The sequence below is a fragment of the Citricoccus muralis genome (assembly GCF_029637705.1).
Taxonomy (GTDB): Bacteria; Actinomycetota; Actinomycetes; order Actinomycetales; family Micrococcaceae; genus CmP2.
Map to the genome: position 1 here is coordinate 1,294,027 of NZ_CP121252.1, position 13,330 is coordinate 1,307,356.

Genomic DNA, 13,330 nt, shown 5'->3' on the forward strand with positions numbered 1-13,330 from the left:
CACCTTTTGGAGGTTGACCGTGCAGCACAACGACCGCGACGCCGTCATCGTCGCCGGCGCCCGCACCCCGTTCACGAGGCTTCTCGGCGCGCAGGCCTCCCTGTCCGCCGTCGAGCTGGGCGCCCACGCCATTAACCATGCCGTGCGGCGCTCCGACGTCGACGCGAACGATATTGACACCGTGATCATGGGACAGGTCGTGCAGGCAGGATGCGGTCAAAACCCAGCGCGCCAATCGGCGTTGGCAGCGGGCATCGGTTATGACGTTCCGGCCATCACGATCAACAAGGTGTGTCTGTCGGGTGCCACCGCCGTCATCGAAGCGACGCGTCGCATTCGTCTGGGCGAGATCGACGTCGCCGTCGTAGGTGGACAAGAGTCCATGACCAACGCGCCGCACCTGCTGCCAGATTCTCGGAAGGGGCACAAGTACGGTCCGGTGACTATGGTGGATGCAGTGGCGCATGACGCCCTGCGGGACACGGTCACGGAGGTCTCCATGGGGGATCTCACCGAGGGCGGAAACGGTGAGCGCAAGATCGGGCGCGCCGACCAGGATCAGATCGCTGCCGGTTCGCACCAGCGGGCAGCGCAGGCGCAGTCCGATGACATTTTTGCCGACGAGATTGCGCCGATGGAGATTCCGCAGCGCAAGGGCGATCCCGTGGTGGTCGCGCAGGATGAAGGTGTTCGTCCCGACACCACAGTCGAGTCACTGAGCGGTTTGCGCCCGGCCTTCGCGAAGGACGGAACCATTACCGCGGGTAACTCGTCGCCACTGTCAGACGGCGCAGCCGCCCTCGTGGTGACATCACGCGACTACGCCAAGCGGAACAACCTGACGATTCTGGCCACGGTGGCCGGATACGGTCAGGTCGCTGGCCCGGACACCTCGCTGCATTCCCAGCCCTCTCGAGCCATCCAGGAAGCGGTCAAGCGCAATGGCTGGACCGTGGACGAACTGGATTTCATTGAGATCAACGAGGCCTTCGGCGCGGTCGCGATCCAGTCGCTCAACGACCTGGACTACCCGGTAGAGCAGACGAACATCCATGGCGGGGCAATCGCCCTTGGGCATCCGGTGGGTGCCTCAGGCGCGCGTCTGGTGCTCCATGCGGCCCTGGAATTGTCCCGACGCGGAGAAGGTAAGTCTGCCATCTCCCTGTGCGGTGGCGGCGGTCAAGGAGACGCGGTTCTGCTGGAGCGCTAATCCTGTACCTTCAGGCATACTGGCGAAAATCGTTGACGACGGGGCATCACCGCAGACAGTGATGCCCCGTCGTCGCGGATAAAAGCCCTCGACACGCGCGGAATGAAGGCGGCGAGGTCCCACGTTCGTTACAGAGTCGTGACTATCGTGGAACTACCGGTATGCTCACTTCCCCGAGTTTGCCCACATGCCGGAGGGTTCTTTGCGAGCCCGGGCAGGTGGACAGGCATGATTCGATTCGAACAGGTCACGAAGGTCTACGACCGGACCTCGCGTGCAGCTCTGGACGACGTGACCGTAGAATTTGAGCGCGGCGAGTTCGTCTTTCTCGTCGGCGCATCCGGATCCGGTAAATCCACCTTCATCCGTCTGGTGTTGCGTGAAGAGCGCGCCAGCCACGGTGCGGTCTATGTGACCGGCCGCAATGTGGCCCGCCTTCCCAGCTGGCGGGTGCCACGACTTCGACGCAGTATCGGCGTCGTCTTCCAGGACTTCCGCTTGCTTCCCAACAAGACTGTGTTTGCCAATGTTGCCTTCGCCATGCAGGTGCTAGGCCGGCGACGGGCGTTGATCAACCAGGCAGTTCCCGACGTGCTGGAGATGGTGGGACTCGCCGGCAAAGAAAAGCGTATGCCGCACGAGCTCTCCGGCGGTGAGCAGCAGAGGGTTGCCATCGCACGCGCCGTGGTGAACCGTCCGGCCATTTTGCTGGCCGACGAGCCCACCGGAAACCTGGACCCGGAGACGTCCCGGGGCATCATGGACGTCCTGGACCGCATCAATCAGAACGGCACCACGGTGGTGATGGCCACGCACGATGACGACATCGTTAACGCGATGCGCCGTCGCGTGGTCGAGCTGTCCGACGGTGTGATCGTGCGTGACGAAGCCGAAGGCCAGTATGGCCCGTTTATTGCTCCCGAAACCGACGCGGTGGTGCTCGACGCGCAGTCGGGCGTGACCCTGTTCGAGACCACTCCGGTGGTCAGTGCACTTCAGGGCGAGCCGGGAGCGGCAACCTTGCTCACCGAGCAACCGCAAGATCAACGACCGGTATCACCGCCGACAGGGCTTCTCGACCTGCGGCGAAGTGGCGCACTGGGAGGGCGGCGCACCCCGGCGGCTGATACGGCGCCGAGCACGGACCACGGCGCTACGGATCACGAAGGGGAGGCAACTCGATGAGGCTCGCTTTCATCCTGGGGGAGACGTTCTCCGGAATTCGCCGTAACCTCTCCATGGTGGTTTCGGTCATCCTCGTGACCTTCATTTCGCTCTCCTTCGTGGGCACCGCCGGTCTGCTCCAGCTGCAGATCAACCAGATGAAGGGGTACTGGTATGACCGCGTTGAGGTCGCGATCTTCCTATGTACGGAAACGTCAGGCGCGGCCAGCTGTGCTGCGGGTGCCGTGACCGATGAGCAGCGCACCGCCATTCAAGACCTGCTTGATTCTCCGACGGCTTCGGCCTACGTCGACTCGTATGAATATGAGTCCCAGGAAATGGCGCTCGATATCTTCCGCGAACAGTTCTCCAACTCGACGATGTCCGACACCGTCACCGCGGAACAGCTGCCGGAATCTTTCCGAGTGGCGCTCATCAACCCTGAGCAGTACGAAGTCGTCAACGAAATGTTCTCCGGAATGCCCGGCGTGGAAGTGGTTTCTGATCAGCGGGAGTTGTTGGAGACGCTCTTTACCCTGATGAACATCGCTTCGGTGGTGGCTGTGGCGGTGGCCGTCGTCATGCTGGTCTGTGCCATTCTGCTCATTGCCACGACCATCCGGCTGTCCGCCTTCTCACGTCGGCGCGAAACCGGAATCATGCGCCTGGTCGGTGCCTCCAAGACCATGATTCAGCTTCCGTTCCTGGCCGAGGGAGTAATTGCAGCACTGATCGGTGCGGCGATGGCGTCCGTGGCGACCTGGGCGGTGGCTCACTTCTTCGTGGGGGACTGGTTGACCCAGCAGTATCCCGGCACCGGGTTTATCTCCGGCGTTGATGCCTTGCTGATCATCCCGTTGCTGTTGATCATCGCGGTGGTCCTGGCAGCAGTCTCGTCGATGTTAACCTTAAGGCGGTACTTGAGGGTCTAGTCCTTCTGTGCCCATGAGCCCCTACTCTTCCCCCTTTCGCCATGCTAGGAGCAAATGATGCGAGGACGTCTCCCTCGAGCGGTGATCAGCACTGGACTGATAGCCGTACTGAGTCTCGGCCTGATCGCGCCCGCCAACGGTCAGGACGCCGTCGACGAGCTGGAACGGCAACTGCAACAGTCCGAACGGCAGCAGTCGCAGCTCTCTGACGCGCTGGGGGAGCTGGACGACCAGAAGTCGGGCCTGCAGTCGAACCAGGGTGACTTGAACGCATCCTTGGAAGGGCTGGACGCCGATATCGCCGAGAAGGTTACAGAGCTCAATAATCTCCAGGCGCAGTTACCTGCCGCCCAGCAAGCGGTGACGGATGCTGAGGGACGGGTTCAGGCAGCCGCGGCCGAAGTGGCGTCCCTGAACGAGCGCGTCGCGCGTGCCGAGTCTCAGCGTTCCGAAATCCAAGCCGAGATCGAGGCAGCCGAGCAGCAGATCGCCGAATCGTATGACGAGATCGGACAGATCGCCAGCCAGGCTTACAAACAGGGCGGCGTATCGCAAAACTTGTCGTTCATTCTGGGCCTGGACGATTCTTCCTTGCCGGAAGCCATGGGGCTGGCACAACAGGCGCTGCGCATTCAGGACAGCAAGCTCTCCACGGTGTCACAACAGAACTCCACCGATCGCAACGCCGAGGCTCGCCTGGCCGCGGTGGAGGAAGAAATCCGCGAACTGAAAGCCGAGGCGGAAGCTGCCCTGGCGCGTGAGGAGCAAGCTCGAGATGAAGCTGCCGCAGCCAAGCGCGAGCTGGACCAGATGGTCTCCACCACGCAGCAGCTGACCGAGGAACTCGAAGCGGAGCGTCCGCGAATCCAGGCGCAGATCGACAAGAACCAAGCAGAGCAAGACGCCGTGAACGCGGAGATCGCCGAACGGCAGCGCGAGCTGGTGGCACAGCAGTCGGACCACGCAGATCTGCAGGCGGAGCACCAAAAGGCAGTAGAAGAGGCCGAGCGTCGTCGCCGTGAGGCCGAAGAAGCTGAGCGCAAGGCGCGGGAGGCAGAGGCCGCCGCAGCGCGTGCCGCTGCCAACGAACGCCAGAAGGAAGCGGCACGGCAGGCACGTGCGAATGCCACCAAGGCCAGCGAAGCCTCAGCGGAAGCCGATCGTAAGGTCACCCAGGCCGCGCAGTCCTCGTCGTCTTCATCCTCGTGGGGTCTCATCCGTCCGCTGAACACCTATCAGACCTCGGGCTTCGGCTGGCGTCCCACTCCGGCCGGCACCTATGACTACGGTGGCCGCGGGGGGTACGTTCACACCGGAATCGACTACGGCGGCGGTTGTGGCTTGCCGATCCGCGCCGCAGCCTCCGGCACCGTGTGGAACGCTGACTGGGCCGTGTGGACCTCCGGGCGCCGTGTGGTCATTTCTCACGGTGTGGTGAACGGCAAGGCTCTGGCCACCAAGTACCACCACATGACCCGCTACGTGGTCAGCCCGGGGCAGAAGGTGAACCAGGGCGACATCATCGGCTACACCGGGACCACCGGTAACTCCACTGGTTGCCACCTGCACTTCGAGACGATCGTCAACGGTACGGCCGTCAACCCCGCGGGTCTGCTCTAGTCCACGAGCGTGTGGCGCCGTCACCGCGCCAAGACCTTGACACGGACGGTAAAATAGATGTTTGCGTCTATTGAGTTTCGAGGAAGGGGCGAGCCATGGCGAAAAAGTCAGCTGGTAAGAAGCCGGCGCGTGACGAGCGCGTGGTCATTGCCACCAATCGCAAGGCGCGTCACAACTACACCATAGGTGACACCTACGAAGCAGGGATCTCGTTGAAGGGTACCGAGGTGAAGTCGCTACGTGAAGGCCATGCCTCACTGGTCGACGGGTTCGCGACCTTCTATCGCGACGAGCTCTACTTGGAGCAGGTCTACATTCCTGAGTACCTGAACGGGTCGTGGACCAACCACGCTTCCCGGCGGCGTCGCAAGTTGCTGTTGCACCGACAGGAACTCAATAAGCTCTCACGCCAGATTCAAGAATCCGGTATCACCATTGTGCCGCTGCAACTGTACTTTGTGAATGGGCGGGTCAAGGTCGAAATTGCGGTGGCCGAAGGTAAGCGGGACTACGACAAGCGGCAGACGCTGCGCGAGAAGCAGGACTCCCGCGAGGCGCAACGCGCGATGCGCGTGGCCAACCGGCGTGGCGATTCTGCTTTCCGTCGCTGACACTGAGTGCCACCATCTGCCCCGTGGTGCCTCATCGTCAAGTCCCCGGGAAATGATTCCTCGTGCCTCATGGAAAAGTCCCCGCGAAACGGTGTTGTGGTTAGGCGCTACGGGCTCGGCGTTGATCGATCTTGATCCATTCCGCGTCGGGCATGGCCGCAGCGGCCGCGTATTCCAGTTCGCGTTCTAGCCGTCGGGTGGGTTCTTTCGCGTTCTCGATCAATCGGTGCTGGATCGAGGTGATCTTACGAGCGATCTCAACGACGTTTAGTGAGGCTTTATACGCGGCGAGCTCGGCTTCTTGGGCCGGGCTAAGCACTCCAGCGGCTAAGAGCCGGTGATACGGCGATAAGGGCTTGTCGTAGACCCGTTTCCGGCGGCCAACCGCATCAGTGGTGTATCCGATGGGTTTCTTCGTGGGGGTGTAGTAATTCAGCCGGTCACACACCAATGGCCATAACTGATTCAACAGCTCACGTTGATGAGGGGTGTCGTACCGGTAGTAGAACCCGTACCGGCGCACGAGATGGTTGTTCTTCGACTCGATCGTGGCTTGATCATTCTTCTGATAAGGCCGTGAACGGGTATAGAAAATCTTCTTCTGAGCGCTCCATCCCAGCACTTCATGGTTGATGAACTCGCTACCGTTATCGGAATCGATGCCTGTGACCATGAACGGGACTGCTTCGAGGAACTTCTCGAAAGCAGAGACGATGTGGGTCTGGGAATTATTCCTGATCGCGGTGGTGAACACCCACCCGGTGTACATGTCAGTGAAATTCACCGTACGAGCGAACTCGCCCTTCAGGGTAGGCCCGCAATGAGCGACGGTATCGACTTCGAAGAATCCTGGTTCAGCTTCGATCTCGTCACCGGCTTTACGCACACTGATCGAGTTTCGTAACAGTGCCCCGGGCTTCGTGGCGGATTTACCTCGAATCGGGTCTTGATCCCGCAGAGGTTTCAGATGCCGGTCAATGGTCGCGGCTGAAATAGTGAGCAGTTCATCACGGACGTGCTGGCTGTATCGGTCCTGGCCATAGACGAGATCACCGGTGGCTTCCATAGCGTCTAACCAATCAACCATCGACGCTGCGAGGTATTTGCCGCAGATACCGCCAGCAACAGCCCACACGCGTTGCAAGATTTTCAGGCAGTCATAGGAATACTTACTGCCCGGGTTCTTCCGTCGATCGATGACCGCAACGGTAGCGGTGGCTCGTCCTGGTGGTTGGCGAAGACGCCGGCGTAGTTGTTGACGGGCGTGGTCTCGGTTCCAGCCAGTGATTTCCACGACCTTATCGAGGATCCGTGATTTGTCCTTTTTGCTGGCTGCTTCATACGCTTCGGCGTATTTCTTCGTGATCTCGACTCTGGTCGCCAACGAGACATCCTTATCGGGCATACCCCATCGTTGCCGATACCTGGACCCGGAGGATTTGCCGGGGACTTTTTTATGAGGCACGGCCCCTTGCTACGCGGGGACTTTCCATGAGTCTCGTCGTGCCCTTGGCCTGGGGCGTGCGCGTCTGATAACCTAAGATGTCCTGCTCCTAGAGCAGGGGTTGTTTGATAACTCAACACGGGGATGATCGGTTTCGACGATGTGAGTTGCCGCAGGAGAAGCGGGCCGAGAATGTAGAGTCATCTCGTAAACGTCCTCTGCAAACTAATAAGTGCCGAATCTAAGCGCACTGACTTCGCTCTCGCTGCCTGATACAGCGAACGAGTCCGTCAGCCCGGGATTGCTGTCGTCCCGGAACCTGGCGTCGATTAGATAGCCACTGTCTATTGCCCTTGCCGGGGGAAGCAATAGAGACCTAAATCCGGATAGGCCTGGACTGGCTGCTTGTCTGCATGACAGCCAAGGCCGAAAAACTCCGACGCAGACTGCGCCCGGAGAAGTCCTGCTAAAGCCACATCGGACGGGGGTTCGATTCCCCCCATCTCCACGGTGTAATGTCCTGGGACATCGTGCAAACGATGTCCCAGGACATTAGTGTTTTTGAGGGTCACTTACTCAGGCGTTTGGTGGGTTTCTGATAGTTCTTTGAGACGTCTATTTCGAAGTATCTGAGGATCTCGCCAGTTTTTCGGTGAATGACGGTGATCTCGCGGTCATCGACCATCATTCGTACCGGGATGCCTGAGTAAGTGGCCCCCATTCCTAAGTGACGGAGCTTTCCGTCGTAGCGGATAGTGAGCTTGCCGAACTTGTCCACGGTGTCGTTTCTGATTCGGTAGTCCTCTTGAGGTTGTGGCACCGGTGTTGCTTTCGGCAGAGCCGAATAGACGCTGGCCGGAGTTTTTCGCTTGATCGCTCGATGCGGTCTGTCATGGTTGTAGATCTGCTGAAACTGAGTGAGTTGTTTGTTGAGTGTTTGTACCGATCTGGCCCTGGGTTGAGCTCGTAGCCACTGCTTGAGGGTCCGGTGGAAGCGTTCGATCTTTCCCTGCGTTTGCGGGTGGTTCGGGGACCCATTGATCTGCTGAACGTCCCACCGATGCAGGAGCTTTTCGAATTGGTTCTTTGCGGGGTCTTCGTTGCCAGCGCGTCCTGCGAACCGAGTTGTGAAGACCAAGCCGTTGTCGGTGAGTGATTTCTGAGGGCGTCCGTGTTCTTCGCAAGCAGCGCTGAATTGCTCGACGACGTTGCGCACTGTCACGCGGCGGTAAGCGCGCAGGCTGATGAGGAATCGTGAGTGATCGTCGATGAAGTCCAGTACCTCGGCGTCTGTTCCATCGGCGAGTGTCCAATGGGTGAAATCGGCTTGCCACATCTCGTTGGGTAGAACGGCGACAAACCGATTCAATGAGGAATTAGGACGTTTCTGCGGTTGATCGATCACAGTGTTGGCTTGGCGCAGAATTCGATGCACGGTCGATCGTGACGGCACCAGAATGCCTTCGTTTTCTAAGTAGGCGCGAATGGAATCTGCGCCAGCGTCTAAGCCAGTGCTGACGAGATCGCTCCGTAGCTGCAGGATACGGTCCCGGGTCTCGGGAGGGGTTTGGTTTGGTGATGTCAGCGGTCGCTTTGACCGAGATTCGAAAGCGTTGTCTCCTTCTTGGAGGTAGCGGCGGACCAGAGCTTGTACCCATCGTTCAGTCACATTGAAGTGCGCTGCGGTTGCCTTGGTGGACATGGACCCTTGCGTGACGGCCAGGATGATGGCCTTATTTTTTATTTTCACGCGTTTGAGCTTGAACGATGTCTCAAGACATCTGATGAGGGCCTGGGTGGCGAACGATGTCTGTGGACATTAGGTGAATGATCTCTACGCGCTTTTCGGTGCCCGGCCTGGTGGTCTTGGAAAGCGAAGGATGTCTCAGGACATGGGTGAACGATGTGTTGAGATCACACACCCCCATCTCCACGGACCAAGCCCGGAACCCTCGCGTTTCCGGGCTTTTTCCTTGTCCGAGCACGAAACGTCAGTCGGTTCCTGATATGGGTGCTTGACTTTGTACCGGCGTTCTTAGGGGAGAACAAGTCACATAGCAGTCGACGTCAGCCAAGCGATAGCGAGATACCCGAGTGTGGCGGCCGTGAGGCTCGCGCCGTAGTGAAGCAACAGGGTGCTCAGTGTGGTGCGGTAGCGACGTTCGAGGAGGGCCTTGCCCGCGGCCAGCGAGACGGTGGAGAACGTCGTCAGTGATCCGGCCAGCCCCGTGGCAAGGAACATAGTTGTCGATTCTGACGCACCTGCACCCCATACTGCAGCGAAGACGGCACCGGCGATCAATGAGCCGAGAACGTTGACGAGCAGGATACCGTGCGAGGGCAGTAATGTATCGGCCACGTAGCGCAGCGCCGCACCGAGGGCACAGCAACCGGCGAACATCAAGAGCACCAGAATCATTTTTCCTTTCCTGTGCGGCCGTCTGCCGAACGGATGCCTGCCGCGGCCAGCAGAGCACCGAGCATGGTGGATCCGAACAGCACCGCGAGCCCGAGTGCACCGGCCGTAGCGAGGGACGCCCCGGTGGCTGCGGAGGACGTGCTGAGCACGGCGAGGGCGGCGAGCCACGCCGTCGTGAGTGCCGAGAGCGTGGTGAACGAGCCCAAGACGCCCGTGCTGAGTCCGACGCGTGCCCATTCGGGCCAGGCCGCATGGGACGCGATACCGGAGACCCAGCCCAGGGCGAACGAGCCCACCAGATTGATCACGGTGAGTGTGAGAAATTCTCCCGACAGCGCCAGCCAGGTGTTCAGGGGCTCCTGTCCGAGGGGGAACATTTCCATGGCGGCCAGACGCAGGCCACCGCCGAGCACGCCGCCGAGGGCAACGGCGAACAACGTGCGTGGAGAGACGCGAGCCATGATCTGGTGGTTATTGAGTGCTCTTCGAGATTTATTGGGCGACGTGCTGCCCGCGCAGAGCCGGATTGAGACGCTCCAGCACCTCGGAGTGCAGCAGATCGTTGGTGGCCAGCGCGTTGCCGCCGAAGGGGCCGGGCTCGCCTTCGAGCGAGGTGAAACGCCCACCTGCCTCGGTGACAATCGGGACGAGCGCGGCCATGTCGTAGAGCTCGAGCTCCGGCTCGCAGGCGATGTCGATGGCGCCTTCGGCCACCATCATGTAGGACCAAAAGTCACCGTAGGCCCGGGTGCGCCACACATCCGAGGTCAGTTGAAGGAATTCGCGGATATTGCCGCGTTCGCGCCACCCTTCGAGGGAGGAGAACGACAGGGAAGCGTCCTCGAGCCGGGAAACATTCGAAGCGTGAATGCGCTTGGCATGGGCCAGCGACCGGCCGGTGTAGGCGCCGGCGCCGTTCATAGCCCACCAACGCCGGTGCAGGGCCGGAGCGGAGACCACACCGAGCACGGGGACGCCGTCGTCGAGCAAGGAGATCAGGGTGGCCCAGACGGGCACGCCGCGGACGAAGTTCTTGGTGCCATCGATGGGATCGATCACCCAGCGTCGGGAACCCGAGCCCGAGGTGCCGAACTCTTCACCGAAGATGGCGTCGCGGGGGCGGGCACGGGAGAGCTGACCGCGGATGAGGTCTTCGGCCGAGCGGTCGGCGTCGGAGACCGGGGTGAGATCCGGTTTGGTGGAGACCTTCAGATCGACGGCGTTGAAACGGGACATGGTGACGGCATCGACGGCATCGGCCATGGCCAGAGCCAGATGCAGATCGTCCCGGTAGCCGCGCTGGAAGTTCTCGAGTGGAGTCATGCGTCTAGGCTACCCGCCGAGTGCGGTGCCGCCGGACTCTTGGTGCGGCGGGTCTGCCGTGGGACGTTCGTCGTGGTCGTTGGTGCCGCGGTTGCCGAGCAGGCGCCGCAATGAGGCCAGCCGGGCGGCACCGGACGAACCGGCCTGGCCGCCCGCCACCCAGGCGTCGAGGGCGCATCCAGGGGAGGCCTCGGTGTGTTCGCACCCTTTGGGACAGTCGGCGATAGCCGGTGCCAGTTCGTCGAAGGCTTCGACCAGGTGGTCGGGATCGACGAGTCCGAGCCCAAAGGAACGGATGCCGGGGGTGTCAATGAGCCAGGTGGCGTCGTCGTCCGAGAGCGGCAGTGCCAGCGCAGAAGAGGAGGTGTGTCGGCCGCGGCCGGTAACGGCGTTGACGTGACCGGTGGCACGATCCGCGCCGGTGAGCGCGTTGATCAGCGTAGATTTGCCGACGCCGGAGGGGCCCACCAGGGCGCTGACGTGGCCGTGGAGGCGGTCCAGAATCTGTGCGAGCAGCGCGTTGTCGAGCAGCGCGTCGTCGTGCTCATCAGCGGACTGGGAGGTGAGGATCTCCAAGTCCACATCCGCGTAGTGGGCGATGAGTTCGCTGGGGTCACGCAAATCGGTTTTAGTGATGCACAGTAAGGGCGTGATCCCGGCATCATAAGCCGCGACGAGGGCGCGATCGATGAAACCGGTGCGTGGTTCCGGGTTGGCGGCGGCGACCATGATCACCAGTATGTCCACATTGGCCACCACCACGCGCTCGTAGGAATCGGTGTCGTCGGCGGAGCGGCGCAGCACCGTGGCGCGGTCCTCCACGCGGACCATGCGGGCGAGACTGCCTTCGTTGCCGGAGAGGTCTCCCACCAGGGCGACGCGGTCGCCGGTGACGACGGGGGTGCGGCGCAGTTCTTTAGCGCGCATGGCGGTGACCATCACGCCGTCGGGCAAGCGTACCCGGTAGCGACCACGGTCCACCGTGGTGACGCGACCAATGATGGCGTCCTCGTGGCTCGGACGCTCTTTGGTGCGCGGGCGGGAGCCACGCTTGCTGGGGCGGTCGCGAATGCGAGATTCGTCCCAGGCGTTCGGGTCGATCCCGCCGCGTCGGCCCGGCGTCATCCGTGAATCACCGTGGTCGGTGCCGAGGTCTCAGCAGTTTCCGCCATCGTCGACCAGGCCTGGGGGAAACGGGGCATAGTCTTGGATGTGGTCCCCACGTTCTCGATGCTCACCCCGGGGACCACCAGGCCGATCACGGCGGCAAAGGTCGCCATGCGGTGATCGTGGTAGGTCTCCATCTGGGCTGCCGTGAGTCCGGAGGGTCCCGCGCCGGTGATGTCGAGCCGGTCCGGGTGTTCCTCGATGGTCCCGCCGAGCCGCCGGATTTCGGCGGTGAGGGCGGAGAGCCGGTCCGTCTCGTGACCGCGCAGGTGGCCGATCTTCGTCAGGTGAGTTTCTCCCTGCGCCAGTGCTGCCAGAGCAGCCACGGTGGGGGCCAGCTCGGCGGTGTCGGAAATCTCCCCGCCGCCGGTGACGACAGGAACTCCGGACTCATCCCGGGACCCGGCGACGGTGAGGGTGCCGTGCTCGGTTCCCGGGTCTGGAGTGAACGTGACGGTGGCACCGAAACGGGGCAGAATCTCCCGCCAGCGGTCACCAATCTGGGTAGTGTGGGCGGGCCAGTGTGGAATGCGCACGGTGCCGCCGGTGGCTACGGCAGCGCAGAGGTAGGGGCCGGCATTGGAGAGATCGGACTCCACGGTCCACTCACCGCCGCTGATCGGTCCCGGTGCGATGACCCACTGGCCCGGTGTGGTGTCATCGACGACGACGCCGGCCTGACGCAGCACGGATACGGTCATCCCCACGTGTTCGGGGCTGGGCGTGCGCTCACCGGTGTGCCGCAGGTGCAGCCCGTGGCGGAACCGGGCCCCGGCCAGCAGCAGCGCGGAGATGAACTGAGAGGAGCCACCGGCGTCGATGGTGACCTCGCCGCCGTTCACGAATCCGTTGCCGCGCACACGCAACGGCAACTGGGTGGGGGTGCCTGACACAGCGTCGAGGCGCTCCACGTGAGCCCCGGCTTGCACCAGACCCTCGAGCACGGGCGCCATGGGCCGCACGCGTGCCTCCGGGTCGCCGTCGATGGTTACGGTGTAGCCAGTCAGCGCGGCCACAGGGGGAAGGAACCTCATCACGGTGCCGGCCAGACCGCAGTCCACCGTCCGTTCCATGGCGGTCTCAGCGTGTACCTCAGGCATGGGGGTGACCTGCACCGTGTCGGGACGATCCGCGTCAGGCTCGATGGCCACCCCTAAGGTGCGGAGGGCTTCGATCATCAGCCGAGAGTCCCGGGAATCCAACACCCCGTGCACGGTGCTGGGACGATCCGAGAGCGCGGCCAGCACCAGATAGCGATTCGTCAGGGACTTCGAACCCGGGATATGCACCGTGGCGTCGACGGGCTGGGTAGGGGTGGGCGCGGGCCAGGGATCGAGGACCGGCGTATCGGTGTGGCGCATCGTGGTCATCGGCTGCGGGACCTCCCGGTTGCGGTGTGGTGGCGAAGACATCTCCAAGATACCTTGACTAGCGCGGAAT

Annotated in this window: 12 protein-coding genes and 1 other RNA gene; 6 read left to right on the forward strand and 7 right to left on the reverse strand. The window is 62.1% G+C overall.

The window, feature by feature from the left end:
• The first annotated feature begins 19 nt into the window (after positions 1 to 19).
• The 5 genes from P8192_RS05940 (at position 20) to smpB (ending at position 5,537) form a co-directional block, all read left to right on the forward strand.
• Positions 20 to 1,210, forward strand: coding sequence for an acetyl-CoA C-acetyltransferase (locus P8192_RS05940; protein ID WP_431521150.1), 1,191 nt, complete (start codon positions 20 to 22; stop codon positions 1,208 to 1,210).
• 228 nt (positions 1,211 to 1,438) lie between these two features.
• Positions 1,439 to 2,395 (forward strand): cell division ATP-binding protein FtsE, encoded by a 957-nt coding sequence (ftsE, locus tag P8192_RS05945; RefSeq protein WP_278159312.1) that lies wholly within the window; start codon positions 1,439 to 1,441, stop codon positions 2,393 to 2,395.
• Positions 2,392 to 3,306, forward strand: coding sequence for a permease-like cell division protein FtsX (ftsX, locus tag P8192_RS05950; protein ID WP_278159314.1), 915 nt, complete (start codon positions 2,392 to 2,394; stop codon positions 3,304 to 3,306). Before ftsE ends, ftsX begins: the two co-directional genes overlap by 4 nt.
• 81 nt (positions 3,307 to 3,387) lie before the next feature.
• Positions 3,388 to 4,926 (forward strand): M23 family metallopeptidase, encoded by a 1,539-nt coding sequence (locus tag P8192_RS05955; RefSeq protein WP_278159316.1) that lies wholly within the window; start codon positions 3,388 to 3,390, stop codon positions 4,924 to 4,926.
• A 95-nt stretch (positions 4,927 to 5,021) separates the two neighbouring features.
• Positions 5,022 to 5,537, forward strand: coding sequence for an SsrA-binding protein SmpB (gene smpB / locus P8192_RS05960; RefSeq protein WP_278159318.1), 516 nt, complete (start codon positions 5,022 to 5,024; stop codon positions 5,535 to 5,537).
• A 100-nt stretch (positions 5,538 to 5,637) separates the two neighbouring features.
• Here smpB and P8192_RS05965 read toward each other — a convergent pair whose 3' ends face one another.
• The gene (locus tag P8192_RS05965) at positions 5,638 to 6,942 is read right to left on the reverse strand and encodes a DDE-type integrase/transposase/recombinase (RefSeq protein WP_278159319.1); all 1,305 of its coding nucleotides are present in this window, start codon (positions 6,940 to 6,942) and stop codon (positions 5,638 to 5,640) included.
• A 179-nt stretch (positions 6,943 to 7,121) separates the two neighbouring features.
• On the opposite strand from P8192_RS05965, the gene ssrA reads away from it, so the two are divergent.
• Positions 7,122 to 7,492: a transfer-messenger RNA gene (gene ssrA / locus P8192_RS05970) on the forward strand.
• Between the two features lie 57 nt (positions 7,493 to 7,549).
• Here the strand turns inward: ssrA and P8192_RS05975 are convergent.
• From P8192_RS05975 to aroA, 6 genes are all read right to left on the reverse strand, one after another.
• Positions 7,550 to 8,731, reverse strand: coding sequence for an IS481 family transposase (locus tag P8192_RS05975; protein ID WP_278155767.1), 1,182 nt, complete (start codon positions 8,729 to 8,731; stop codon positions 7,550 to 7,552).
• 300 nt (positions 8,732 to 9,031) lie between these two features.
• On the reverse strand, positions 9,032 to 9,400 hold the full coding sequence (locus tag P8192_RS05980) for a fluoride efflux transporter FluC (protein ID WP_278159320.1): 369 nt from the start codon (positions 9,398 to 9,400) through the stop codon (positions 9,032 to 9,034).
• Positions 9,397 to 9,861: a FluC/FEX family fluoride channel gene (locus P8192_RS05985; protein ID WP_278159322.1), complete on the reverse strand. Its 465-nt coding sequence runs from the start codon at positions 9,859 to 9,861 to the stop codon at positions 9,397 to 9,399. Before P8192_RS05985 ends, P8192_RS05980 begins: the two co-directional genes overlap by 4 nt.
• Before the next feature lie 31 nt (positions 9,862 to 9,892).
• Positions 9,893 to 10,723 carry a histidinol-phosphatase gene (hisN, locus tag P8192_RS05990; RefSeq protein WP_270105628.1) on the reverse strand — a complete coding sequence of 277 codons (831 nt, stop codon included), beginning with the start codon at positions 10,721 to 10,723 and terminating at the stop codon, positions 9,893 to 9,895.
• A gap of 9 nt (positions 10,724 to 10,732) precedes the next feature.
• The gene (gene rsgA / locus P8192_RS05995) at positions 10,733 to 11,848 is read right to left on the reverse strand and encodes a ribosome small subunit-dependent GTPase A (RefSeq protein WP_278159324.1); all 1,116 of its coding nucleotides are present in this window, start codon (positions 11,846 to 11,848) and stop codon (positions 10,733 to 10,735) included.
• Entirely contained in the window at positions 11,845 to 13,302 is a 1,458-nt protein-coding gene (aroA, locus tag P8192_RS06000; protein ID WP_278159325.1) for a 3-phosphoshikimate 1-carboxyvinyltransferase, read from the reverse strand. Before aroA ends, rsgA begins: the two co-directional genes overlap by 4 nt.
• Positions 13,303 to 13,330 lie beyond the last annotated feature (28 nt).